This window comes from Providencia vermicola (assembly GCF_010748935.1).
GTDB classification, from domain to species: domain Bacteria; phylum Pseudomonadota; class Gammaproteobacteria; order Enterobacterales; family Enterobacteriaceae; genus Providencia; species Providencia zhejiangensis.
This window is the reverse complement of sequence record NZ_CP048796.1, coordinates 4,188,808-4,215,404: the sequence shown is the minus strand read 5'-3', so window position 1 is coordinate 4,215,404 and position 26,597 is coordinate 4,188,808. Positions and strand designations below refer to the sequence as shown.

Sequence of the window (26,597 nt, the reverse complement as noted above, 5' to 3'; positions counted from 1 at the left end):
ACGACTATTCGCCTTATGTTTCTGTAAGTTATAAAAGGGCTGAATAGATAGTGGGTACCTTTACTTGATTATTTAAGACAGTATGCCAACAATCAATCAATCAACATCAAACAAATATGTTTATTTATGGGTCATTGGCTATGCGGTTGCATGGATTTTAGCCAGTTTCTATTTAGACCCCACTGTACCTTATGATACGGTAGAGGCCGTTAACTGGGGGATGAATGGGGAGTGGGGATCACCTAAAAATCCTTGGTTTGTTGGTGCACTTATGTGGCCAGCTATCCACTTAGGTATATCCTACAGCTTTTATTGGTACTTTATTCATTTTGTCGGTATTGCCTTCGGTTTATTAGGCGTTTGGAAATTAGCCTATTATTTAACAGAACGTCGTGATTTAGCGTGGTTCGCGATGCTCATGTTGAATTTATCGGGTGTCATTAATTTTGATATCATCCCTTATAATGATAACTATATTTTAGTCACTTTCTGGGCTTGGATAATCTATTTCTTCCTACGTGCTGTTTATGAAAACCCAACATGGTGGCTGTTATTCGCGCTATGTGCTGGGTTAGCGACAATGGGTAAATACTCCACGTTATCACTTGTAGGCTCAGTATTTCTCTTGACGTTATTCGTTAAGCAAGTTCGTCAAAGTTATCGCTATCCTGTTTTCTATTTAGCGATAGCCCTTTGGTTCGCCATTGTACTACCTAACTTCTTTTGGCTAATGGCCAGTGATTTTTCTGCCTTTAAGTGGGTAGATTCACAGATCGACCCAGGTTTTAATTTACATACGACCCAAGCCGCGTTAAGCGTATTTTATCCTTTAATTATTGCGGCAATTATTTTGTATTGTTGCGGTGGGAAATTAGGTTGGCCAAAAACTCTGGCGAATCGAATGGCAAATTTTTTAGTCCTTTTCCCTCTTATCGTTATTTATGGTTGGTTTTCCTTCCATGATGGTGGTCGTATTACTGAGTGGCTACAACCCTTTATGGCGGCCTGTGCTCCGTTATTTATTGGTTCGATAACGGTTATGCCAACGAAGTCGTTAAGAAAACCACTCATTGGCTTAGCCATTTTTGGTGTCGTTGTTTTGTTAGGCTACTGCATTGTGCAGGCCGCAAATATCCGAGGGGCAGGCCAAAAGTTTATTGGTGTAAAAACGCTGATTGCAGAAGGTGAAGAGCGTTGGTATCAACGTTATGGGGTTCCCTTAAAATATGTTGGAGGGGAAGATAACTTACACCAATGGTTTATTATTTATGCTAAAGATAGACCACATGTGATCCAGCCTTGGACTCTTGAGCATCATATGCCGCCAAATGTGTATAACCGTGGCATTACCGAAGAAGAAATTCGCCAGCATGGCGCTATCTTATTGGGGCGTAAGTATGATGACTGTGCTCATGAAAACTTTGATAAAGTTCGTAAATATTGGCCACAGTTCAGGATAGAAAAAGAAGATGTTATTTACCGCTCTGAGCCGGATGCCGAACCTGAAACCATGTGTTTTGGCTTTATCGCGCCTGAGAAGTCCAAATAAACGACAATAAGCGGCGATATTGCCGCTTATTTTTTTACACTAAGCGATGATGGCTCATAATAAGCAGTAAACGGATTAAAGAGAGTCTTTTAATTGAGCAAAGACAGTAGCCGCTTCGATAGTGTCCATCGTGTGTTTATCCGACTTAATTTCATGTTGCTCTAAACCGTAGCCACCAATTAACCCAGGGTCTGTTGGGCCGAATAGGGTGAAATTTGGTTTATCTAAGGCCGCGGTTAAATGGCTAAGACCTGTATCAACAGAGACGACCGCCTTCGCATTAGCAATCTGTAGAGCCACTTCCGCTAAGGTTAATTTAGGCAAAACGTCGACAAAATTAAATCCATCCGCGAGGCGTAATGCTCTTTGGCGTTCATGTTCAGCACCCCATGGCAGCTTTATTCTTAAACCACTTTCCGCCATTAATGCAATAAGTTCCCGCCAGTGGCTTTCAGGCCAGTGTTTATCATCACGGGTCGTTGAATGCAAAAATACGACGTAATCATCTGTTGTGACCGTCGGTGCATGTAAAAAATGTTGAGCGATTGCGTAGTCACCTTGTGTGTTGGGGCAATCATAGCCAAGGCTTGCGGCAAATAGTTGGCGAATACGCTCTACTGCGTGTTGTTGCTTACTGATTTGATATTTATAGTCGTAAAAAAAACTGGCAATTGGTTCCCGAATACTATGGCGATCATAGCCATGTTTCGGACCATCTGCGAGGCGAGTGACCAGAAATGCGCTTTTTAATAAGCCTTGTGCATCAATAATGGCATCATAATGCGTCGCGGTAAGCTGCTGGCGAAATTGAGCACGTTCGGCTCGGATTGGCGCAGAGAACCAATTCTTACGCCAACGACGAATGGCGACAGGGATCACTTGATGAACGGCGCTGTGCCATGTTGGGATCTGGGCAAAGCCTTCTTCTACTACCCAGCCAAATTGAATCTCTGGGAAGGCCAGTTGTGCATCCGTTAATGCCGGTAGGGAGTGTAAAACATCGCCCATCGATGAGGTTTTAACTAACAGTACACGCATTAATCGACACCTATGTGTAATCGCGCTAATGCCTCAATCACTAATTGCGGTTGAATATCAATTAAGCTTTGGTGATAGCCACTTTCCCCATCACCTTTACGGACTTTATGGTAGCCACTGATTAAACGAATCACTTCTGCTTGATGGGATAGTGGAGGTGTAAAATCGGGGCTACTCGGGCCATAGAGTGCGACAAGCGGTTTACCTAATGCAGCGGCGATATGCATTAATCCGGAATCATTACTAATAACCGCTTGGCAACTGGCAATAAGGCTGACAGCTTGCTCTAAAGATGTTTTTCCCGCAAGGTTACTGCAATGTTCGTTGGCACTGTCTGTTAGGCTTGCGCGAATTTCTTCGCCTACATCATGATCTTTTTGTGAGCCAAATAAGAGAACTTGATAGCCTTTTTCACTGATCAGTTGTTCAGCGAGGGCGGCATAATGATAATGGGGCCAGCGTTTTGCCGGGCCAAATTCGGCGCCGGGGCAAAAGCCAATGATGGGGCGCGTTGTATCGATGCTAAAAACATTCATCGCATCGGTAACTTCTTGTTCGTTAACGACAAGTTTGGGCCATAAAATAGGCTCAGGAATATCTGCTGCACTATGAATAGTGTGCTTATCATAAGCCAATGCCACATAGCGCTGTACCATTAATGGAAATGCGCTCTTATCTAATATACGTAGGTCATTGAGTAATCCATAACGCATCTCACCACGCCAGCCGGTCCGTTTAGCAATTTTAGCAAAGAAAGGCACGAGCGCAGATTTAAAGGAATTAGGGAGAACAATCGCTTGGTCATAACCATTATGGCGTAAGCTAAGACCAAGCTGGCGACGCTCACCGATAGCGAGCGCACCATGACCTAATGGCATTGGGATGGCTGCATTGACCTCGGGCATTTTGGCTAATAGTGGACGGCACCATTGCGGAGCCATCACATCAATTTGTGCTTGAGGATATTGAGCCTTGATTGTGCGATATAGGCTCTGTGACATCATCATATCCCCTACCCAAGAGGGGCCGATCACCAATATTTTCATAAAGTATGTATTAGTCTTCTTTATTCAGCCATTGCATATATTCGGCAACACCTTCAGCAACCGTTTTGAAGGGGGCTTTGTAGCCAGCCGCACGTAATTTAGTCATATCCGCTTGAGTGAAGCTCTGATAGCGGCCTTTGAGTTTTTCTGGGAATTCAATGTATTCAATAGCAACATTTTTGTCATTATGGAAGTGTGTTACGGCATCTGCCACCGCTTGGAATGATTCCGCACGGCCTGTTCCACAGTTAAAGATCCCAGAAACATTATTCTGCCAGAACCATAAATTAACGGCTGCCACATCACCAACATAAATAAAGTCACGGCGAAAACCATCGCTACCTTCAAAGAGTTTTGGTTGCTGCCCTTCATTAATCTGTTTATTTAGATGGAAGGCAACACTTGCCATGCTGCCTTTATGGTTTTCACGGGGGCCATATACGTTGAAATAGCGAAAGCCACAAATCTGTGATTGTGCTTCAGGTAAAATTTCACGTACATATTGGTCAAACAGGAACTTAGAGTAACCATAAACATTAAGTGGTTTCTCAAATTCACGTTCTTCGATGAAGTTATCACTGCGGCCGCCATAAGTGGCTGCGGAGGAAGCATAAAGGAAAGGAATTTCACGCTCTAGACAAAAGTGCAGTAACTCTTTTGAATATTGGTAATTGTTATCCATCATATACTTACCATCCCACTCTGTCGTGGATGAGCAAGCACCTTCATGGAAGACCACATCGATATCACCAAAGTCATCACCAGCCATAATACCGGCAATAAAATCTTCTTTATCAATATAATCAGTAATATCGAGGTCAACAAGATTGGCGAATTTAGTTCCATCTTTCAGGTTATCTACGACTAGGATGTCTGTACGACCTGCATCGTTTAATGCTTTTACAATATTGCTACCAATAAAACCAGCTCCGCCAGTGACAATGATCATCGGGTGTACCTCAAGTGGTTAATGACATATGGAACATGAATCTATCCATAATTTACTCTAAATGTTTCGAGGTGCAGCTAGGCGATAAGTGAATGGGTCGCTAGGCGCATATATAAGTATGCGACTCGTGTGAATGAATGAAGTCAACAACGCTGCAACTTGAAGTATGACGAGTATAGCATTTCTCTGCGCTGACGACACCATAACGAATAGACAAACATTCTAGAAGTGACATTTTTTATAGGCTAATGAGCGTGATCTTGGCTACAAACTTGATTTATTTATGCTGTAGCTGTCGCGAGTTCTAGTATCTATGATTAAACTCTAAAAATTGAATTATAACAGGAATAAGTTATGTCAGAGTTATTTTATCAGCAGATTAAAGAACAATTAGTGCAAACGGAATCCGAAGGTTTATTCAAGCATGAACGGATAATAACGTCATCACAAGGTTCTGACATTGAAATCGTTGGTGGTCAACACGTTATCAATTTTTGTGCGAATAATTACCTTGGCTTAGCTAATCATCCTGAACTTATCGAAGCGGCAAAGCAGGGGATGGATAGCCACGGTTTCGGTATGGCATCTGTCCGCTTTATTTGTGGAACACAAGATAGTCATAAACAACTCGAGAAAAAATTAGCCGATTTCTTAGGTATGGAGGATGCCATTCTCTATTCCTCTTGTTTCGATGCGAATGGGGGATTGTTTGAAACCTTATTAGGCCCTGAAGACGCTGTCATTTCCGATGCGTTAAACCACGCATCCATCATCGATGGAATACGCCTGTGTAAGGCAAAACGCTATCGTTATTCTAATAATAACATGGCGGAACTACGACGTTGTCTAGAGGAAGCTAAAGCATCGGGGGCACGCCATATCTTGATTGCGACAGATGGTGTGTTCTCAATGGATGGCGTGATTGCTGATCTGAAAGCCATCTGTGACCTCGCTGATGAATTCCAAGCTCTTGTCATGGTAGATGACTCCCATGCTGTTGGTTTTGTTGGTAAAAATGGTCGAGGCACCCATGAATATTGTGATGTGATGGGGCGAGTAGACATTATTACAGGGACGCTGGGGAAAGCACTTGGCGGGGCTTCTGGCGGCTATACCGCGGCAAAAAAAGAAGTCGTTGAGTGGTTACGCCAACGCTCTCGTCCCTACTTATTTTCCAACTCATTAGCACCCGCCATCGTTGCAGCCTCGATTAAAGTCATCGATATGATGAGTGAGGGGGATGAGCTACGTGAGCGGTTATGGCACAACGCGACACTATTTCGTGAAAAAATGACTGAAGCGGGTTTCACCCTTGCTGGTGCGGATCATGCCATTATCCCTGTGATGTTAGGGGATGCGGCGCTGGCGCAAGTTTTTGCGAATGAGCTACTGGAAGAAGGGATTTATGTTACGGGATTCTTCTATCCTGTTGTTCCTCAAGGGCAAGCACGTATCCGTACACAAATGTCTGCGGCGCATACAGAGGACGATATTTTACGAGTTGTTGATGCATTTACACGTATTGGTAAAAAACTGAATGTCATTTCTTAATGGTAACTAAATAAGGCCGTTCTATGAAAGCACTGTCCAAATTAAAAGCAGAACCAGGTATATGGATGACAGATGTTCCAAAACCGGAACTCGGGCACAATGATGTGATGATTAAAATCCGTAAAACTGCAATCTGTGGTACGGATGTGCATATCTATAATTGGGATGAGTGGTCACAAAAGACCATTCCTGTACCTATGGTCGTCGGTCATGAATATGTTGGGGAAATTGTTGAAATAGGACAGGAGGTTAAGGGCTTTAAAATTGGTGACCGCGTTTCAGGTGAAGGGCATATCACTTGTGGACATTGTCGTAATTGTCGGGGAGGGCGTACCCATTTATGCCGTAACACGATAGGTGTCGGCGTGAATCGCCCTGGCTGTTTTGCTGAATACCTTGTACTGCCGGCATTCAATGCCTTTAAAATCCCCGATAATATTCCGGATGAAATTGCCGCGATATTTGATCCTTTTGGCAACGCAGTGCATACAGCATTATCGTTTGATTTAGTCGGGGAAGATGTGCTGGTTTCGGGGGCGGGGCCAATAGGTATTATGGCCGCAGCCGTCTGCCGACATGTTGGAGCTCGACATGTCGTGATCACTGACATCAATGACTATCGACTGGATTTAGCGAAAAAAATGGGCGTTACTCGAGCCGTGAATGTCGGGCGAGAAAATCTACAAGATGTGATGAAAGAGTTGGGTATGCAAGAAGGCTTTGATGTTGCTTTAGAGGTTTCTGGTTCTCCCGCGGCATTTCATACGATGTTAGATACGATGAATCATGGTGGTCGTATTGCATTATTAGGTATTCCCTCTTCTGAAATGGCCATTGACTGGGGAAAAGTGATCTTTAAGGGACTCTTTATCAAAGGCATCTACGGTCGAGAGATGTTTGAAACTTGGTATAAGATGGCAACGTTAGTACAGTCTGGCCTAGATCTCACCCCAATGATTACTCATCAATTTGCTATCGATGATTTCCAGCAAGGCTTTGATATCATGCGTTCGGGGCAATCAGGTAAAGTGATATTGAATTGGGATAAATGATAAAAATGCCAGTGGCTAGCGTGTGTAAGCAACTGGCAGGATGATTAAGGTTTTTGTTGGGTAAACAGTGACGGCTTTTTATTTGATAATAGAGGCCGTAACGTTTTATCTTGATAAATGGATTCAACAACAAACATCAAAAAATGGATGCCTTCAAGTTGAGTTGCTGAGGTGTTGTTCGGTAGCTCAAATTCACAAATGCCAATTTCAACAGGGGTTGTTGGCGTGGTTTGCGTACCGTTAGGTGAGTCTTTTGACAACTGCTTAGGCTCTTCAGGTTGCATTTTAAGTGGTTGTTGCTCTTGAGGCTGCTGAGCACGATTTAATAGGGTGCTGACGTTAACTAACTCAATATCGCTGGGTAGTTGGGGTAAAAATTTCTGCAATGCCCGTACGGTGGATGGGTGTGGATGGCCAATTGCAATGGCATTACCGTGTTTACGCGCGTAGGCAACCGCTTTATTCAGCTGCGTCCGTGTCTCTTCTTCAGATTGATGGTTATCAAGAAAGAGATGACGTCGGACGGTGGGAACGCCAAATTCTTTAGCGGCTTTCGCAACTTGGGTATTGCCAATCGTCACGCTGTCTAAAAAGAAAAAATTTGAGCGGGAAAGTGAACGCATGACATTACGCATACCTGGCAGGCTGGAAGTCATCTCACTGCCCATATGATTATTCATGCCTGTGGCATGAGGAACTTTACTTATCGCCCGTTGAATAATACGGTCAACCTCTTCTGCGCTCATTGAGGGGGCAAGCGTATTTTTTTCTAAAGGTTGCTGACTAAGTGGCTTCATCGGCATGTGGATCAAAATTTCTCGCCCTTGTTGATGCGCTTTGTTCGCAACGAGCTGCCCATGAGGTGAATCAGGTAGGATGGCAATGGTGATTGGCGTTGGCAGTGCCAATATTTGGTTATCTTCTTTGGTGCGATAGCCAAAATCATCAATGACTATCGCCAATTGTGCTGCACTAGCCTGAAGACTCATTATCAATAGAGATAACCCAATGAGTCGCTTAAAAGGCCGGTGTTTTAACATAATTATCTTCCTAACTGTTTGCTTGGTTATTTACCTAACCAAGGGCGAGGGTTAACAGTTTTACCCTGCCGGCGAATTTCGAAGTACAGCGCGGGGCGTTCCTGCCCGCCACTACTTCCCACAAGTGCGATAGGTTGCCCAGCCCGAACTTCTTGTCCAACATTCACGAGTGCGCTTTGGTTATAGCCATATAAACTCATGTCGCCTTTACCATGCTCCACGACAACAACAAGGCCGTAGCCTTGTAACCAGTCAGCAAGTAGTACGCGGCCATCTGCAATGGCTTTGACTTGAGTCCCTTCATTGGCTCCGATCACCATACCTTTCCAGCGCAGCTCACCTGAAATGGCATCGCCATAATTATGTAGCGTCTGTCCACGTACTGGCCATAAAGCTTGCCCCGCAGGACGACCTAAGCCACCGGTTCGAGACATTAGTGAACGCTCACTCTCTGATGGCTTATAAGTTGAACCTGTTTGTTTCGCTTTACGTTCTTTTTCGGCAACCTCCGCACGGATACGAGCCGCCTCACGCGCTTCTCGTTCTGCTCTCGCTTTGGCTTCACGTTCTGCACGCGCTATCTTATCTCTTAGCCTTGACTCGTTTTGTTTCATCACAGCCAGATTTTTTTGATCTTCTTTCAACGTACTTTCAAGCGCTGAGAGTGTTTGCTTACGTGCAGCTTGCGCATTATCTAATTTACGTTTTTCTTGTTGCTGACGTGCTAAGGCTGTTTTTTGTTCAGCTTGTTTTTTCTGTTCAAGTTGCTTTTGCTGATTAAGTTCCAGAGTCGTGGCTTCAAGCTGTTTAATATTTTTTTCGCGTGCTTGGTTGAGATAGCTGTAGTAAGCCAAAATGCGCTCTTCACGCTGGCCTTCTTCACCCTTTAAAAATAATGATAAACCTTGGTGTTTACCTAATCGAAATGCGGCATCGAGTTGTTCCGCCAGTAATTTTTCATGCTCACTTTTTTGTTTTTGTAATCGATTAATGTTGCTATTTAACTCAGCAATGTCTTTGTCTAATTGTTTAAGCTGAGCTTGTGTGTTATGCAGTTCGCGTCCTGCTGCTGAAATACTTTTTTCTTGTTGTTGGAGCTGATTGAGTAGTGCGGATCGCTTGGCCTGCTGGTCTTTTACGCTTTTTTCTTTTTCAGCGATATTTTGCAGCAAATTTTGCAGTTGATCTTTGTTTTCTGTGATCTGATTGGCCGCTATTGCTTGCATCGGCAAGAGTGCGATGAAACCACAAGCGAACAGCGTTGAGGTAATAGCTTGACGAATAACGGCTATTTTCATCCAGTTATGTTTATTGGCCATTCTGATAGAAAACCTCGAATAAATGCGATAGCTGATTATTTCATCTGATAGCGATAGTTACCAGCACCCTATTCTGAATATCGTAACAAATAACATTCAACCAAGCGGTTTCAATTATCTTATGAAAGATAAACGATTTGGTAGTGATGCAATCATAATCATTTGTCATTCCATTGATTGTATCGTGTCTTACATCATTTTGTAGCATTAAATCAAATATTATCAGGATCTGTTAGTGCTTAGGGTGCTTTTTAATCTTGCGAATACGGATTGTACATAGGCTATTTTTGGTGACGACTAGGGCTTATGGTAAAATAGCAAAAGTGTCTATCTTGATAGACAAATGATATTTTGTTGGGAAAAGAGATTATTTCTGCGTACTGTTTCGCAAAAAAATCCATCTAGTTTGCGCTAACTGGCTGTAATTAGCTCAACACAAAGGTATACTCTGAACCCTTTGATATTCGTTTTTAACTAACGGGAGTGATTGCCCCCCATGATGCAAGAAATCATGCAATTCGTCAGCCGGAACATGTTGTTGAGTCTGGTTTGGATCGCGCTATTTGTCGCGGTGGTCGTAATGACCTTTAAAGGTCTGTTCTCTAAATCAAAAGTGATCACGCGCGCACAGGCGATTGCTCTGATTAATAAAGAAGAAGCCGTCATTGTGGATTTGCGTACACGTGACGACTTCCGCAAAGGGCATATTATTGATTCTATCAATTTAACGCCATCTGAAATTAAAGAGAATAATTTAGGTGAGCTAGAAAAACACAAGCAAAAACCAATAATTGTGGTTTCGGCGAGTGGCATGGAATCGGGTAAACCGGCTGAGCATTTAGTGCAACACGGTTTTGAAAAAGTCTTTGTCCTGAAAGAAGGGATTGCTGGCTGGTCAGGTGAGAATCTGCCGTTAGCTCGTGGTAAGAAGTAATTTATCCGACATGTAAATTGTAATAAACCTAACGATAACATTTGTGTGGTAACACATTATTTGAACGTCTGCCGGTCTATACAGTCAAATTCATATGGAAGTTAAAAGGTATTAAAATTATGTCAGAACAAAACAACTCTGAAATGGTATTCCAGATCCAACGTATCTATACAAAGGATGTTTCATTCGAAGCACCTAATGCACCACATATTTTCCAACACGAGTGGCAGCCAGAAATTAAATTGGATTTGGATACTTCATCTACCCAATTGACTGAAGGTGTTTATGAAGTTGTTTTGCGTGTTACCACAACAGCAAAACTGGGCGAAGAAACCGCATTCCTGTGTGAAGTTCAACAAGCTGGCGTATTCTCTATCGAAGGTATTGATGGGACTCAAATGGCACATTGTTTAGGTGCATACTGCCCAAATATTCTGTTCCCATATGCACGTGAAGCAATCACTAGCATGGTGAGCCGCGGTACATTCCCTCAACTGAACCTAGCGCCAGTTAACTTTGATGCTCTGTTCATGAATTATTTGCAACAGCAGCAAGGCGAGCCAGCGCAGAATAGCGAAGTTCAATAGGACGCTTAATGAAAACTGCTTCAATGACAGTCATCGGTGCCGGTTCTTACGGCACCGCTTTAGCGATTACGTTAGCACGTAATGGCCATCAGGTTATGCTGTGGGGACATGACCCTCAGCATGTGCGTAAATTACAACAAGAACGTAGTAATCAGGCATTTTTGCCTGGCGTTTCTTTCCCTGATAGTTTATCTCTCGAAACGGACCTTAAACGTGCCGTGGAAGCGAGTCCAAATATCTTGATTGTAGTACCAAGCCATGTTTTTGGTGATGTGCTCAAACAAATTCAACCTTATCTCCGAGCTGACTCACGTATTATCTGGGCAACGAAAGGCTTAGAAAGAGATACAGGGCGTTTATTACAAGATGTGGCGCGTGAAGTATTAGGCAATGAAATTCCACTTGCTGTGTTATCCGGCCCCACGTTTGCCAAAGAATTAGCTGCGGGTATGCCAACGGCAATTTCAGTTGCCGCAACTGACAGCCAATTTGGTGATGAACTGCAACAGCTTTTCCATTGTGGCAAAAGTTTCCGTGTGTACAAAAACCCTGATATGGTTGGTGTACAGCTGGGTGGGGCAGTAAAAAATGTGATTGCAATTGGTGCGGGCATCTCGGATGGTATGGGCTTTGGCGCTAACGCACGGACAGCCTTGATCACGCGTGGTCTAGCGGAAATGAGTCGATTAGGTGCTGCATTAGGTGCTGACCCCTCCACCTTTATGGGCATGGCGGGACTGGGTGATTTAGTGTTAACCTGTACCGATAATCAATCACGTAACCGTCGCTTTGGCATGATGCTTGGCGATGGTATTAGTGTGAGCGAAGCTGAAAAAGAAATTGGCCAAGTGGTGGAAGGTTATCGCAATACCAAAGAAGTGAAGGCACTTGCTGAGCGTGCAGGGGTTGAGATGCCAATCACGGAGCAAATTTATCAAATCCTTTATCGCCAAAAAAATGTCCTAGAAGCAGCACAAGCGCTATTAGGGCGAGCGACTAAAGATGAAATTGCTGACATGCCAACATCGAAGGACTAAAAAATCAAATTTTAAGTGAGTCATTATGTCGCGAGAAGAATTGGATAGAATCTGGGGATTCATTAAAGATGAAGCAAAGTCACTTGCCGATTGTGAGCCTCTGTTAGCCAGTTTCTTTAATGCAACCTTGCTTAAGCACGATAACTTAGGTAGTGCACTCAGTTATATGCTAGCCAACAAACTCAGTTCACCTATCATGCCAGCCATGGAAGTGAGAGAAATTGTTGAACAAGCCTATCGTAATGACGAACAAATGATTTTTTCTGCTGCGATGGATTTATCCGCCGTGCGTCTGCGTGACCCGGCGGTTGATAAATATTCTACCCCCTTGTTATACCTGAAAGGTTTCCATGCGTTACAAGCCTATCGTATCGGGCATTGGCTATGGAAAGAAGGTCGTCAAGCACTTGCCATTTATTTGCAAAATCAGATTTCAGTCACCTTTGCTGTTGATATTCACCCAGCCGCTCGCATTGGTTGTGGCATCATGTTAGACCATGCAACAGGAATTGTGATTGGTGAAACGGCGGTTGTTGAGAACGATGTTTCTATTCTGCAATCCGTGACTTTAGGCGGTACGGGTAAGACTTGCGGTGACCGTCACCCTAAAGTTCGTGAAGGCGTGATGATCGGTGCGGGAGCGAAGATCCTTGGTAATATTGAGATTGGGCGTGGTGCAAAAATAGGCGCGGGTTCAGTTGTCCTTCACCCCGTTCCTCCTCATACTACGGTAGCGGGTGTACCTGCTCGTGTCGTCGGTAAACCAAATAGTGATAAGCCATCGTTAGAGATGGACCAAAACTTTAATGGCTCGATTTATGGTTTTGAAGACGGTGATGGGATTTGAGAAGAGTCATTATTGTATCTGAGCTGAAACGGCTAAAAGATATGGATGAATACACTAGCCATACAGATGAGTTATTTCATGTTACTGTATCACAATTTGTTGAACCTTATTAATAATAACGACAAGCAATAATAGTTAAACCCTCATCATCTATTGAATAAATGAGCCTATTTGTTTCATCTATTCGTCTAGACCAGAAGCCAGCTAAGTTTTCTTTTAGTGGTTCTGGTTTTCCTATCCCATAAAAAGGTGTTCTTTTAGTCTCGTCAATGAGCTTATTAATGCGTTTGAGCGTTTTTTTGTCTTGGATTTGCCGGTATAGATAGCCTTCCCATCCTTGGTCAGTCCATATTAAAAATCTACTCATTTATAAGCTCTCTTTTCTTTACTTTTCCGGCTTTAAATTGAGCAATTGATTTATTTAAATGTTCGGCATTTGCTGGTGAGTGTAATAAATAAACCGTTTCCATTAGGCTATTGTAATATTCTAAAGACATAACTCCAGCATCCTCTGAGTCACGAGGAGTGATGATAGTTGTATCTGTATCATCAACAACTCTATCTAATACCGATTTTAGATTATTTCTAGCCTCACTAAATGAAATTGTTTTCATTTACCGCGCTATACTTGTACTTTATTCTGTACAAGTATAATGGCGTTATAAGGAAAGTTCAGTATGCATGCTGCTAAATTAGTCGCGTAATAATGCTCCTGCGTAACCCAATTGTCGCCATGCCTCGAACACTACCACGGCGACTGAGTTTGATAGATTCATACTACGACTATCTGCCAACATCGGGATACGAATTTTTTGTTCCATTGGCATATTATCGAGGACGTATGGCGGTAGTCCCCGCGTCTCAGGACCAAACATTAAATAATCATCTTGTTGATAACTCACATTACTGTGGCTTGGTTTACCTTTAGTGGTTAACGCAAAGACACGGGCACCACGAGCAGATTGATTATTATCTGGATTTAATCCTTCGCTTGCTAAGAAAGCAAAATAATCATGATGGTGTTTGATGTCAGCAAATTCACTATAGTCTAAACCCGCACGGCGTAGCCGCTTGTCATCCCAAGTAAAACCTAACGGATGGATCAGGTGTAAGCTAAAGCCTGTGTTAGCACAAAGGCGAATGATATTGCCCGTATTTGGCGGAATTTCAGGTTCGAATAAAACAATATGTGGCATAACGAATGACTGTGTTAAACAGTAAATTTAAATGAAACAGTGGTAAAGGATTTTACGCGCAAATGATGCAAGTTGCATGTCATTGTGAATACTAAAATGAGCGCAATAAAAAAGCGGGTTCGATATGGAACCCGCTTTATGTGAATCGACGCTAGCTAACGACTATTGCTTATAGCCATTAGGGTTTTGAGATTGCCAGCGCCAAACGTCGTTAGCCATATCTTGAATAGAGTATTTGGCAGTCCAATTAAGATCATGCTGTGCTTTAGCGGGGGTTGACCAATACTCAGCAATATCACCAGGGCGGCGTTCTGCGACTTTATAAGGAATGGGTCTGCCTACAGCCTTTTCAAAAGCAGCAATAACTTCAAATACGCTAGTGCCTGTACCTGTGCCTAAGTTATAAATATGCAAACCTGCTTTTTGACTAACACAATTTAAGGCTGCAATATGTCCATCGGCTAAATCCATGACGTGAATATAATCACGCACACCTGTACCATCTTTGGTTGGATAGTCTCCCCCAAATACAGTGAGCTCTGGTCGGCGGCCTACCGCAACCTGAGCAATAAACGGTGTTAGATTATTTGGAATGCCATTAGGATCTTCTCCCATCAAACCAGAGCTATGTGCACCGACTGGATTGAAATAACGAAGCAACACAGCTGACCATGTCGGATCGGAAACGACTAAGTCAGATAAAATACGTTCAACCATATACTTACTGGTGCCATAGGGGCTATTAGTATTACCAACAGACGCTTCTTCCGTTAATGGAATATGTTCTGGTTCGCCATACACAGTGGCTGATGAGCTAAAAATAAGACTCTTCACACCGGCTTTTTGCATACAAGAGACTAACACTAAGGTGCCATTGACGTTGTTATCATAATACTCAATTGGCTTTTGAACTGACTCACCAACGGCTTTTAGCCCAGCAAAGTGGATCACCGATGTGATCTGGTGCTCAGCAAAAATCGTATCCAGAATCGCGGCATCACGAACATCACCGACATAAAACACGGGTTTTGTACCTGTGATAGTTTCAATACGTTTTAAAACCTCAGGGTTAGCATTGCAGAGATTATCCAAAATAACGGGTTGCATGCCTTGTTCAATCATCTGTACACAGGTATGGCTACCAATGTAGCCAAGGCCGCCTGTGACTAACACTTTTGTTTGCTTCATCTACATTTAAATGCGATTAATATTCATAAACATAGTTATAGTCGTCTGATTTCGCATCGATACCATTGAGGATCACGCCAGTAATTTCGATATCGTTTTGTTTAAAGCGTTTTAGTGATAGCTCAACATCTTTTACGGTATTGACACCATAGTAGGCAATAAGCAGTGAGGTACCGACATATTTACCGATAATTGCAGCGTCAGTGATCGCTAAGATTGGGGCAGTATCGATAACCACAATATCGTATTGACCTTTCATCGTGTCGAGTAAATGCTTAAAGCGTTCCCCCATTAAAAGCTCAGAGGAGTGAGTGACATTTTTACCTCGGCAAATCACATCCAAGTTTTCAATGACATGACGATGAATATTTGGCTGGTTGGCATCTTGCTGAGCTAAGTAATCAGATAAGCCCATTTTATTACTTAAGCCAAATGCTTTATGGATACGGCCTTTACGTAAGTCGGTATCAATTAACAGGACTTTTTTGCCAGCATTAGCCAATACAACCGCCATATTGGAGGTGACAAAGCTCTTACCGACACCTGGTGAAGCACTGGTAATCATCACAAGGTTATTCCCTTGGTTCATCACCGAGAAGTAAACGCTAGTTCGTAAAGAACGAATGGCTTCTACAGCCGTATCGGCAGGGTTTTCTAACGCCAAAGGATGTTTATTGCCCTCGGCAATCAGTTTTTTCTCATAGGTAGAGAATGGGATGGTGGCATAGACGTTAACGCCTAGCGCATCGATATCCTCAGTACCTTTAATTTTATTATTGAAGAACTCACGGGCAATCACATACGCACAGCCCACAATAAAGCCAAGGATAGTGGCAAGAACAAGTATTAACGCCTTTTTAGGGGCGACTGCATTGGGTTGAGATTCCGCGGAGTCAATAATACGCACATCAGCTGTAATACCTGAGTTGAGTACACTGAGTTCTTGTTGTTTGGCCACCAATTGATTGTAGATAGCTTGTTCGGACTCGACATCACGGGTTAAACGTACAATCTGCTGTTGGGTGTTAGGGAGTTTTTGAATATTTTTGCTGATTTTCTCTTTTTCACGTAACAGTTGCTGACGCTTATCGAGCAATGATTGGTAAGCGGGGTGGTTGCGGGTATAGAGCTGCTGGATTTCAACTTCTTTAAAGGTTAACTCATTGAGTTTCTCTTCAACTTGTAAGGCGCTGTCAAGAGCCGATTTAGCCTCTAAGGACAGATCAATAGATTCATTCTTTTTACGGAAAGTATTCAATTGGTTTTCATAGTTATCCAATTTAGCTTTTACTTTTGGTAAATATTCATCTAAGAATAATAAGGTATTATTGGTAACCTCTTTTTTGCGCTCGGTATTTTGATCCACATAATTTTGAATTATGTTATTCAAAATTTGCACATTTTCCACTTTATCGGTACCTTTAATTTCCATGCTGATAATGCCAGTTCCTTTACCGACTTCAGCTATAGCTAAGGTTTTACGTAGGTTTTCAATGGTTGAATAACGGGCATCTTTAGATAAGGTAAATTCTTGTCCAACTTCTGCGTTGATTGAAGAGATTAATAGGCTGATGTCATTTTGCTTAAGTAGCTCGCCCACTTTACCTTCAACGGTTTGGTTATCAATGTGAAGCGCATAACGATTTTCACCTAAATAAGTGAGGATTGCAGGCTCACCAATAAGAGATTCTGGTACAAAATAGAGGGAAATAGCAACAGAGGATTTATCTCCCCAAAGTTTATCGAAAAAACCAGCCGGTGCAATTTGGGTATCTAAATTAAGGTCCGTAACCGTTTTGCCGAGCACCATCCGAGACTTAATTACTTCGATCTCGGAATCTACTTGGCTATTACTATTAGCAAATGGCATCACGTCGCTCATTTGATCTAACAATGAAACTTGGCTCATTTTATCGTATTGCAGTGTCGCATTGGCTTGATAAATAGGCGTGGCTAAAAAGCTATAAGCGGCGCCAATGACAATAAAAAAGAGGGTAAAAAAGCCGATTTTAAGATAACTGGATTTGAGTACCTTAAACAGCGCCAGCAGATCGATTTCGTCCGAGGCAGCGGAACTGGTTTTTGTCGTGTTCATAATCAATTAACGTTAAGCCTTCAAATAGTAAAATTAAATTTTCCCTTGCCACTGTATAACGGCTTTTTCCATCAGTTGATAAACATGCTCAAACATTTCATCACTGCGTTTATGCGGATCTGGGATCTCGGTTTTATTTAGCCATTGGCCGAACAACATGACTTTGCCACGTGTTTCGGGGAACTGTTGATGGATTCTATCAATATGATCGTTTTCCATCACTAGGATTAAGTCTGCTTCTTTACATAACTCACTGGTTAAACGACGTGATTGGTGATTATCTAAAGAGAGATTGTGGTTCTGTGCAATACGGACAGCGCTATCATACGCGGGGCGATCCTCTTTGGCGATAATGCCTGCGGAATGGATCTTTTTATTGGGAAAATGAGCTTGTAATAAACGCTCCCCAGTGGGGGAGCGGCATATATTTCCCATACAAACAACAAGAATATTGTTAAACATACGGATTACCAGTCGTGAATACGTTTAGTCCCTTCGGTTAATTGATTATAAGTTGCGATGGTTGGTAACAATTGAGTGATTAGACGGTTCCAACGTACCACTGGGGCAGCAGTGACATAAACCAGGTCATAAGGTTGTAACTTAAATTCTGTTCCCATCACCATGGAGGTGGCATCAGAGAGATCTAACTGATAAACCGCTGCCATTTTCTTCGGCAGTAGGGCGTCTAATTCTTTATCACCGGAGGTTTGGTTTTTAATTGGACGGATAACAAATACACCCGTTGCATTAGCGGTAGTTTGATCTGTACCGCCTGCTTTACTGAGAGCTTCGGTGATACTCATACCGGCACGGTCAATGGTTAGGGTATTTGGCTGACCGACTTCCCCCATCACAAACACTTTTTGCCCATCGTTACGTGGTACGTATAACACATCACCCGGTAGCATCAGATGGTTCTGGGTTAGGTCGCCATACTGAACTAATGCTTGCAGTGAGATTTTAATTTCTTTGCCATTACGGGTTAGTACGACATTGTCCCAATCGGCCTTTTCAGTTAGACCACCGGCATTATTAAAGGCTTCTAAAACCGTTAATGGTACGTTGGTAATTGGTAATGTGCCTGGTTTAGAAACTTCGCCAGATACATACATTTTTTGTGAGCGGAAGGCGGCGATACTGACATCCACTTGCGGAGATTCAATATAAGTTGCAAGGCGGTTACTCACTAAATTACGGATTTCAGTGACGGTTTTACCAATGACTTTCACTTTACCAATATACGGATAGTAGATAGTGCCGTCTGAATGTACCCAGTTACCGGAGTCCGCAGCGCTACGGTAAGAACCGGCGGGGATGGTGAGCTCAGGGTGATCCCAGACAGTAATGGTTAATACATCACCTACACCAACACGGTATTCATAGGTGGCAAGCTGCTTCTCTAAGGTTGGGTTAGGTTTTGCAATAACCTGTGGGGTATACATCTCATCTAATAGTTTTGGTGAGATCGGGTAGATATCCACAAATTTAGAAATATCACGATCGCCAGTATCGACGACGTTTTTGCCTGATGTGGACATATAGACACCGGGAGTAACGGTACAGCCAGTGAGTAATATACTGAAGGCTAAGAATGAAATAGATAAGCGTTTACTGGTCACATAATTATCCTATATATGTTTATAATTATAAAAGTATAAACTAAATACTATACGATTTTATTCTAATTAGAAATTATCTTTAGACCAAGGTTTACATTCCAAAGGTAGTGTGAGAATAGTTAAACCTGTAGTAGTCAAAATATAATTAGGCTTATAGACTAACGAAATGCAATGTCAGCTAGTTTCTTAGATAGTTGAGAATACTCATATAATTCTAAGGCTGCTTTTCGACCATTAGCTCCCATAATATTCCTTTCTTGTGAAGTCATATTATAAAGTTTTAATATAGCTTCAACAAGTTGCTGTGGATTATTGGCAGGTACTTGAATACCTGCTTTAGCTTCTTTTATTGGATCATCGGAGCCGGAGTATGCATGTATAATTGGTTTACCTGAGTAGAGGTATTCCGGAATTTTATTTGCGCCAATCCCAAACTTATAGAGGGGGTCATCTAACCAGCCAATAAAGCATACATCAAATAAGTTTAACATAGATTGAATTTCAATCTTTGGTATTGGGTCTATGAAAAATACATTATTTAGATTCATTTCTTGGGCTTTTCTTTGTAAAGTTTGTTTTTCTTTACCATCACCAACTAAAACGAAAGATATTTCAGCATTGTCTCGTAATCTATATGCAGCTTCTAAGAGGTTATCTAAAGCATTAGCTATACCAATAGTGCCTGTATAGCCAACAATAAATTTATTTTTAGGTAATTGATTACAGGCTATTAAATTCAAAGGAGTTTTTTTATTCACTTCATCTAAAGAAAATCCATTAGGAATCCAAGAGAATTTTTTTCTGTCCATACCATGTTGAGCCATGTGTTCAATTGAATTAGGAAGATTTGAAACCACAGAAGAAGAATAATAATAAGCCTTATCTTCAGTCCATTGCATCAGTCGAATAAAGGGGTTCCTAGTAGAATATCCACCTATTTCGGTGAGTGTTAATGGCCAGATATCTCTAACTTCAAATATTAAACGAGCAGTATATTTATTTGCTAGTCTACGAGCTCCCCAAAATGCAAAAGGAGAGGGAGATGATGATAGAATGGCATCAGGTTTTTGAGTGATAGCTTTAGCTAATTTTTGTATACGCAATGGGAATAAAAACCAATTTATAGCTCGTTGCTTACTATGAGCATTATCATATAAAGGCATTTTAACCCAAACAAAATGAAAGTTATTAGAAATAGTCTGAATTTGATATGATGTATTTATCTCAGGGGGATGTCTTAATAAATGATTTGAGGCTGACGCTATAAGATAAACAGTATAGCCTTGTTTAGCTAATTCACTTCCCAGATAGTAATGTCTACCTCCCATACCTGTTTCCGGCGTAGATGCATACTGATGAACTATCCAAATAGTCTTACTCATTAACTTACCTTTAATAGAAAATTTATTAATTTTTTATGTTTTATAAATTAAGCCTTTTAAGTAAAATATAAAATATTTTTAATTTTACTGACTAGAATAATATTGTAACTTTCATTCTTTACGCTGAACTATTAATTCAAACGTTTAATTTAGGCTTCGTTAAGAAAAATAATAAAATATTTGAATTTGGAAAATGTTTTATCATTATACATTATTTATAATTTTGTATTGTTTTTTTATAAGTATCAAGCATCGTACTAATACACTGATCCCAAGAATAATATTTAGATACGTGTAAGCGCCCATTGATTCCCATACTATGACGTAGCTCTGGATTTAATATTAATTTCTCAAGAGCATCCGCCGCCGCTTCAGGATCGTCCCGAGGTACTATGATACCAGTTTCACCATTAACAGTAACTTCAGGTAGACCTCCTGCATCAGAAACTATCACTGGGCGTGCTGATGCGCTTGCTTCTACAATAGCAACACCAAAACTTTCACTATCTAATCGACTCAACGCTACGTATATATCTAGTTTCGCTAATTCTTGAGGAACACAAGAGTGAGGCACTTGCCCAATAAATTTAACGCTATCTGAGATACCTAGGTTAGCTGCTAATAATTGTAATTGTTTTGTTTGCTCACCACCACCAACTAATCTTAATTCTAGCCGAGGAAGAATCAGTTCAGGATTATTTTGAAAGCGTTTCGTTAAAATACTATAAGCCTCTATAAGAGTATCAATACCATATTTAGGTTTCATGGTTTTGACTGTTCCTATAACTAATTTCCCTTCTTGTTTTGATGATAAAGGCGGTAAATTAGAGTAATCATTTAAATTAACACCAAAGGGTGTGATAGATATATCATTTAGTTCAGGTACTAGTTTACGGGTTTCATCAGCCATACAATAACTAGTTGAAGCAACATGATCAGCCGCACGCAAGTTTTTTTGGACTAGCCATTTATGAATATAAGTTTTATTAGGGAAATCATATATATCACTTCCCCAAACAGATAGTAACCAAGGATGGTAGCCAGCTAATCTTGCTGTAGTCGCATAGCCACTTGCATAATGAGCGTTGACAATATGAGGATTAATTTTGTTTAGTAACGCTCTAACAGAAAGAACTGATGTAAAATAGCCAAGCGCTCCACGATAAGGTAAAAGGTGTACTTTAACGGTAGGATTAAAAGAATCTATAGCCGGGTGCTGGCTAATTACATGAACCTCATGGCCGATTGAATCTAAGCCATTTGCCCATCGAACCGTATGTATAGATGAAGCTGCAGAAAGAAGAACAATTTTCACTGGGTTAGATCCTTACATACTTGTTTAGCTCTTGATTGCCAAGAGTGATTAGGTGCTAGTTTTTTTAAATTTTCATGTATGCTATCTAATTGGCTAGGATCATTAATAATATTAGTTAATAAATTAATTAATATATTTGTATCATATGGAATGACCCAACCTATATTATTATTTTTAATAAAGCTTCCAGCTAAAGTTCCTTTACTGGATATAATAGGCTTTTGATATCCTAAGTATTCATATAATTTCACTGGAGATGCAAAAGTCCAATACTCATGTGGTTCTACAAATAACATTGTTATATCACTTGCACTGAGTTTTTTTTCCATTTCCTCTCCAGATAAGTGAACAATTTTTATATTTTCTGGAATATAGGGATATTCTCGTTTTGCTGAAAGCCATTCTATCTCACGTGTACAAATTGTTAATTCAACCTTGGGTAGTTGTTGGATAGCATCAAACAATTTATGCATTTTGTAATGATCAGAGAAACCACCAACATAAAATAATCTTAAATTTCCGTTTGTAAGTGTAGTCTTTGAAGAGTAATTAATATTGGAGGTAGAATGACCTGGTGGAAGTGTTTTGAAAATTTCAGTTGGAACTGTAGGAATATATTTCCCCATCTCAGTAGATGGAAGATAAAGTGTTTTTAATGTTTTTTTGTAAACCCAGAGATCAAATTTGTAGGAAGTTTTAGCAATAAATCGCTTAAGAGGGCTAAGATTTTTACCATAACTATCAAACAACCAATAAATATCGCGATAGAATAAGCCTATAGGAATATTATTTTTATTACAAAATTTGAAGAAAAAATAATCTGTTAAAGGATGTAGCGGTAAATGATGAGTATCAGTTAATATAGTTGGCATTGTTGATGATTCGGAATAAACAAAATCATATTTCTTGCCATTTCTAATGTTTTTCTTTATTTGTTTAATGCACTTTCTTCGCTCATTTGAATAGCCTGTTATTAGGTCAACATGGTAACCAAGTTCTTGAAAGGCTGATAACATTTTTAATGGACGAATGCCACTTGCTGATGTTGCTTTTGTATTTAAAGGCAAAGGTGTGTGAAAAATTATATTCATATAGATTATTATCTGGTCGATGTAAAACGAGAGTATTTTTTAAAAACAGCAGCTAAGCTTATTATCAGAAGAAACAGAATAATCATCATCAAAAGCCCAGGATTATAGATATAATCATTAAAACCGCCAGTTATAGAACCTCCAAATGAAAAACTAACAAAAAATGCCAAGTATAGGGGATTCTTAGGGCGTTTTAAAAAAAATATATAAAGAGTTTGTATAATAAAACCAACCCAGAGAGGAGATAATAAAACACCTAGAATACCAAAATTAGCCCATGCTTCAGCTATAAATATAGAATTCATCACCCCAGCGGTGCCATCTTCAACTCCTCTTGGATTAAATGAGGTCATAGCTATACGTGCTGCTCGATCAACATATTCATAATCAAATAAATCAGATAAAAACTGTGATATAGATGAGAAACCAATAAAATCATGTGGGTTGGGGAATATGTCAAACATGATATAAAGACCTGCTGCTTGACTTAGAATTACTCGCCCAATAGGACCTGTATTATAATTTAAAATATGATCTGAAGATACGCCACCAATAGAATACATTATTATTATACTAATTATAACTATTGTAATTAGTATAATTAAATGCAAAATTTTAAATTTACCTAATCCATAATAATAAACAAAAATAAAACTCAATATATACCAAAGTAATGGACTTTTTGAAAAATTATAATATAAAATTGAGACTGAAAGAAAGACAGTAAAAAGGGTCATTAAAAGATCTAATGTTTTTTTGTTCGCGATATAATAAAAAAGCCAAACATAAGAAAGTATAGGCATCATTATTAATGCAAAGAAATTTCGGATATATACATCTCCAGAAAAATTTCGTGATACAGATATACGAATAGAAGCTAATTCAGATGAGCTACTAGTGATAGCTTTTAAAAAAGGATAATATCCAATTTGTAAGAATGTATAAAGACAAGATAAAGTTGAAATAATAGTAAAACACCATATTGAATACTTTAAGGCATTACCTGATGATCCTGTAATAAGAATAGGAGAAGATACATATTGCTCTAAAAAGGATTTCATCGATTTTTTCTTTAAAAAAATCGATTTAGAGAGCAACATTCCTATTGGAAATGCTATCATCATGTACATGACTGATAGCCAAGCATTAAATCGTACATCAGCACCCACTCTATTTATAATGTAGTGATTATCAAAATATAAAATTACGAGTATAGATGCTAAGAAAACCTCTATAATTATATTATAATAGAAAATATAACTTATTAAATTAGGCTTAAATATGCTGAGGGTTCCAGCAGCACGTTTAAACAAAAAACTAGAAATTATAAGTACAAATATTGAAATTATTATATACATGATTTATGTTTTTAATTTTTTAATTAAAAAGATTATTTTTTGTTAATTATAGATAGAATAGTGAACTGATATATTAAATAGAAAATAAAACCAGATAACGCATAATATTCTCCTATATATGAACTATGAAATTTTAAAGCAAATGATACTAAACCAACTCTAATTGCTAAACCAAAAACTTGTAAAAATAAAGCTATTTTCTGGTTTCCTGTTATATGTAATGACATAGATATTGGAGATGTAATAAATTGCATGAAAAACCAGGGAACCATCCAGCTAATTAAAATTCCTGTACGTTGCCATTCATCTCCTAGGATATAGGGTATTGCAAACGGAGAAATTATTGCGGTGAGTAGTAATGGAAAAAATGCTAGCTTGGATAAATTAATTATGGTACGTCGTGTAAATTGTTTTAGTTTTCCTTGGTGAAAATATTGAGATGCATCAGCAAGATATACTTGTGAGACCGCACTTCCAATCAGTGTCATGGGTATGGCAAGTATTTGCATTGCAATCATTAAATAACCAGTTTCGGAGGTTATGTAATAAGATGCTATTATTAGTATAGGAATTTGTATACTTCCTATATTAGCAAAAGCCTCTAAAATTGAATATTTAGGGAATTTATCATAACGCTTTAATGCTATTTTTAAGTGATTAAATTTAAGTTTTTTAAATATATTCCAGTCATTTTTTATTAAGGATAAGCCTAAACTAATAAAACCAACGCTTTGTGATAAAAACTGACCTAGAATTAGTCCTGTGATAGAACCATTAAATAAAAAACCGGACCCTAATTTGATACTATTTCCACCTATTGATTGTGTGATCCTTGTTTTTGAAATTAAGTTGAATTTTTTATTTCTAGTACTCCAGTATTGTAGTGCATTATATATACCAACCGCTAATACACCCAAAGGAATTAACCAAATAAAATTTTTAATTTTATTATCAGTTAATATAATAAATAAATCTGGTAAATATAGGATTACTAGAGTTATTAATATACTAAATGAAATTGTACTTATAATAGAAAGAGTGCAAAGAGCAGCTGCTATTTTATTTGATTTAGGTAGTGGAATTGCAATTTCTAACCTCATACAGGAGATTGCCGTAAGTAATGACAATATAGATACATATATAGCGAGATTAGAAAAAGCTTCTGGGGAATATAGTCGAGTTAATATAGGTAAAGATATTACGCTAATAAATTGTCCAATAGCCGTGCCTCCTACTAATAGGCTGACACGGCGTAAAAATGGATTCTTAAGAAGTTTTGCTTTATTGAATAATGCCATTTTAAATTTAATTTTTCAGTGACGATACTACTTTTTTTATATTTTCCTCAGTCATATAAGGATGCATTGGTAAGCTCATCACTTCTTTTGCTATTTCATCCCCTATTGGTAATAATACATTTTGATCAGCAACAGCTGGTTGTTTATTTAATGGAGTAGGATAGTGTACAGCAGTAGGGATTCCTAGAGATTTTAATTTTTCTTGAATCAAATTTCGATCTTTGACCCGAATAGTATATTGTGCCCATGCACTGATATTATGCTCTTCAATATAAGGAGTCGTTATTATTCCTATATCATTCAGCAATAAAGTATACATTTGTGCAACTTTATTTCGTAATTCAATTTCTTCCGTAAAAATTTCTAGTTTAGATAGTAAAATAGCGGCTTGCAATGTATCTAAACGGCTATTGATACCAACTCTGATATGATGATAACGTTTATCTTGACCATGACGGGCAATTTGTCTCATGATTAATGCTAGTTGGTCATCGTTTGTAAAAATAGCTCCACCATCACCATAACAACCTAAGGGCTTACTTGGAAAAAAACTAGTACAAGCAATTGTACTTAAGTTGCAGGATTTTTTGCCTTTATATGAAGCTCCAAAGCTTTGGGCTGCATCTTCAATGACAGGAATTTTATACTTGGCAGCAATTGCGTTTATTGTATCAAAGTCAGCACATTGCCCATATAATGATACAGGTATGATGGCTTTTGTTCTCGGTGTTATTGCAGCTTCAAGTTTTGTCGGATCCAAATTATAAGTTTTTGGGTTTATGTCTACATAAACAGGTTTTGCACCTAATAGCGCAACAGTTTCAGCTGTAGCAATATAAGTAAAGCCAGGGGTAATCACCTCATCTCCTGGTTTAATATTGAAGGCCATTAAAGCTATTTGTAATGCGTCTGTACCATTTGCAACACTAATACAGTATTTAGAACCTGTATAGATAGCTAATTTTTCTTCTAACTCATTAACTTCAGGGCCTAAGATGTATTGCCCATGAGTTAAAACATTTTGAATACCTTTATTAATTTTATCTTTTATACGTGCTTGTTGTGTAATTAGGTCGATAAATTGCATAATTTTTCTCGTTATT

Annotated in this window: 25 protein-coding genes; 7 read left to right on the top strand and 18 right to left on the bottom strand. The window is 39.6% G+C overall.

The features are described 5' to 3' along the window. Positions 1-82 precede the first annotated feature (82 nt). Positions 83-1,549 (top strand): ArnT family glycosyltransferase, encoded by a 1,467-nt coding sequence (locus G3341_RS19195; protein ID WP_154624182.1) that lies wholly within the window; start codon positions 83-85, stop codon positions 1,547-1,549. Between the two features lie 75 nt (positions 1,550-1,624). On the opposite strand, the gene rfaC is transcribed toward G3341_RS19195, so the two are convergent. From rfaC to rfaD, 3 genes are read right to left on the bottom strand one after another with little or no spacing between them, the layout of a single operon-like run. Then, on the bottom strand, positions 1,625-2,587 hold the full coding sequence (rfaC, locus tag G3341_RS19190; RefSeq protein WP_163863398.1) for a lipopolysaccharide heptosyltransferase RfaC: 963 nt from the start codon (positions 2,585-2,587) through the stop codon (positions 1,625-1,627). Beyond that, a complete protein-coding gene (gene rfaF / locus G3341_RS19185) occupies positions 2,587-3,633 on the bottom strand; it encodes an ADP-heptose--LPS heptosyltransferase RfaF (protein WP_154624180.1) in 1,047 nt (348 codons plus the stop codon). Before rfaF ends, rfaC begins: the two co-directional genes overlap by 1 nt. Positions 3,634-3,643: 10 nt before the next feature. Then, positions 3,644-4,582 carry an ADP-glyceromanno-heptose 6-epimerase gene (gene rfaD / locus G3341_RS19180; RefSeq protein WP_163863395.1) on the bottom strand — a complete coding sequence of 313 codons (939 nt, stop codon included), beginning with the start codon at positions 4,580-4,582 and terminating at the stop codon, positions 3,644-3,646. Positions 4,583-4,936: 354 nt separating this feature from the next. On the opposite strand from rfaD, the gene G3341_RS19175 reads away from it, so the two are divergent. Both G3341_RS19175 and tdh read left to right on the top strand, forming a co-directional pair. Continuing rightward, positions 4,937-6,133, top strand: a complete 1,197-nt coding sequence (locus G3341_RS19175) for a glycine C-acetyltransferase (RefSeq protein WP_154624178.1) — start codon at positions 4,937-4,939, stop codon at positions 6,131-6,133. 23 nt (positions 6,134-6,156) lie between these two features. Next, entirely contained in the window at positions 6,157-7,185 is a 1,029-nt protein-coding gene (gene tdh, locus G3341_RS19170; RefSeq protein ID WP_154624177.1) for an L-threonine 3-dehydrogenase, read from the top strand. Positions 7,186-7,229: 44 nt separating this feature from the next. Here the strand turns inward: tdh and G3341_RS19165 are convergent, their stop codons facing one another. Together G3341_RS19165 and envC are read right to left on the bottom strand one after the other, a co-directional pair. Further along, complete coding sequence (locus G3341_RS19165) at positions 7,230-8,225, bottom strand: divergent polysaccharide deacetylase family protein (RefSeq protein WP_163863393.1); 996 nt, start codon at positions 8,223-8,225, stop codon at positions 7,230-7,232. A gap of 26 nt (positions 8,226-8,251) precedes the next feature. Then, complete coding sequence (gene envC / locus G3341_RS19160) at positions 8,252-9,544, bottom strand: murein hydrolase activator EnvC (protein WP_163863391.1); 1,293 nt, start codon at positions 9,542-9,544, stop codon at positions 8,252-8,254. A 496-nt stretch (positions 9,545-10,040) separates the two neighbouring features. Between envC and G3341_RS19155 the strand changes: the two genes are divergently transcribed. From G3341_RS19155 to cysE, 4 genes are all read left to right on the top strand, one after another. Beyond that, positions 10,041-10,478, top strand: a complete 438-nt coding sequence (locus G3341_RS19155; protein WP_154624174.1) for a rhodanese-like domain-containing protein — start codon at positions 10,041-10,043, stop codon at positions 10,476-10,478. Between the two features lie 119 nt (positions 10,479-10,597). Then, positions 10,598-11,065, top strand: a complete 468-nt coding sequence (secB, locus tag G3341_RS19150) for a protein-export chaperone SecB (RefSeq protein ID WP_154624173.1) — start codon at positions 10,598-10,600, stop codon at positions 11,063-11,065. An 8-nt stretch (positions 11,066-11,073) separates the two neighbouring features. Further along, positions 11,074-12,102, top strand: a complete 1,029-nt coding sequence (gene gpsA / locus G3341_RS19145; protein WP_154624172.1) for an NAD(P)H-dependent glycerol-3-phosphate dehydrogenase — start codon at positions 11,074-11,076, stop codon at positions 12,100-12,102. A gap of 25 nt (positions 12,103-12,127) precedes the next feature. Then, positions 12,128-12,949: a serine O-acetyltransferase gene (cysE, locus tag G3341_RS19140; RefSeq protein ID WP_154624171.1), complete on the top strand. Its 822-nt coding sequence runs from the start codon at positions 12,128-12,130 to the stop codon at positions 12,947-12,949. Between the two features lie 109 nt (positions 12,950-13,058). Here the strand turns inward: cysE and G3341_RS19135 are convergent, their stop codons facing one another. The 13 genes from G3341_RS19135 to G3341_RS19075 form a co-directional block, all read right to left on the bottom strand. Further along, positions 13,059-13,316 (bottom strand): Txe/YoeB family addiction module toxin, encoded by a 258-nt coding sequence (locus G3341_RS19135; RefSeq protein ID WP_163863389.1) that lies wholly within the window; start codon positions 13,314-13,316, stop codon positions 13,059-13,061. Continuing rightward, a complete protein-coding gene (locus tag G3341_RS19130) occupies positions 13,309-13,563 on the bottom strand; it encodes a type II toxin-antitoxin system Phd/YefM family antitoxin (RefSeq protein WP_163863387.1) in 255 nt (84 codons plus the stop codon). The genes G3341_RS19135 and G3341_RS19130 overlap by 8 nt, the downstream gene beginning before the upstream one ends. Before the next feature lie 78 nt (positions 13,564-13,641). After that, positions 13,642-14,145: a tRNA (uridine(34)/cytosine(34)/5-carboxymethylaminomethyluridine(34)-2'-O)-methyltransferase TrmL gene (trmL, locus tag G3341_RS19125; protein WP_154624169.1), complete on the bottom strand. Its 504-nt coding sequence runs from the start codon at positions 14,143-14,145 to the stop codon at positions 13,642-13,644. A 162-nt stretch (positions 14,146-14,307) separates the two neighbouring features. Then, positions 14,308-15,333, bottom strand: a complete 1,026-nt coding sequence (galE, locus tag G3341_RS19120; protein WP_163863385.1) for a UDP-glucose 4-epimerase GalE — start codon at positions 15,331-15,333, stop codon at positions 14,308-14,310. A 16-nt stretch (positions 15,334-15,349) separates the two neighbouring features. After that, positions 15,350-17,428: a polysaccharide biosynthesis tyrosine autokinase gene (locus G3341_RS19115; RefSeq protein ID WP_163863383.1), complete on the bottom strand. Its 2,079-nt coding sequence runs from the start codon at positions 17,426-17,428 to the stop codon at positions 15,350-15,352. A gap of 33 nt (positions 17,429-17,461) precedes the next feature. Continuing rightward, positions 17,462-17,890 (bottom strand): protein tyrosine phosphatase, encoded by a 429-nt coding sequence (locus G3341_RS19110; RefSeq protein WP_163863379.1) that lies wholly within the window; start codon positions 17,888-17,890, stop codon positions 17,462-17,464. A 5-nt stretch (positions 17,891-17,895) separates the two neighbouring features. Further along, complete coding sequence (locus G3341_RS19105; protein ID WP_163863371.1) at positions 17,896-19,050, bottom strand: polysaccharide export protein; 1,155 nt, start codon at positions 19,048-19,050, stop codon at positions 17,896-17,898. A gap of 158 nt (positions 19,051-19,208) precedes the next feature. After that, the gene (locus G3341_RS19100; RefSeq protein WP_163863369.1) at positions 19,209-20,432 is read right to left on the bottom strand and encodes a glycosyltransferase family 4 protein; all 1,224 of its coding nucleotides are present in this window, start codon (positions 20,430-20,432) and stop codon (positions 19,209-19,211) included. 211 nt (positions 20,433-20,643) lie between these two features. Further along, entirely contained in the window at positions 20,644-21,747 is a 1,104-nt protein-coding gene (locus G3341_RS19095) for a glycosyltransferase (protein ID WP_163863367.1), read from the bottom strand. After that, the gene (locus G3341_RS19090) at positions 21,744-22,838 is read right to left on the bottom strand and encodes a hypothetical protein (RefSeq protein ID WP_208852754.1); all 1,095 of its coding nucleotides are present in this window, start codon (positions 22,836-22,838) and stop codon (positions 21,744-21,746) included. The genes G3341_RS19095 and G3341_RS19090 overlap by 4 nt, the downstream gene beginning before the upstream one ends. Positions 22,839-22,846: 8 nt before the next feature. Continuing rightward, positions 22,847-24,196, bottom strand: a complete 1,350-nt coding sequence (locus G3341_RS19085; protein ID WP_163863364.1) for a hypothetical protein — start codon at positions 24,194-24,196, stop codon at positions 22,847-22,849. Positions 24,197-24,228: 32 nt separating this feature from the next. Beyond that, the gene (locus tag G3341_RS19080) at positions 24,229-25,494 is read right to left on the bottom strand and encodes a lipopolysaccharide biosynthesis protein (protein WP_163863362.1); all 1,266 of its coding nucleotides are present in this window, start codon (positions 25,492-25,494) and stop codon (positions 24,229-24,231) included. A 7-nt stretch (positions 25,495-25,501) separates the two neighbouring features. Then, positions 25,502-26,581, bottom strand: a complete 1,080-nt coding sequence (locus G3341_RS19075; protein WP_272683016.1) for a DegT/DnrJ/EryC1/StrS family aminotransferase — start codon at positions 26,579-26,581, stop codon at positions 25,502-25,504. Positions 26,582-26,597: the final 16 nt, after the last annotated feature.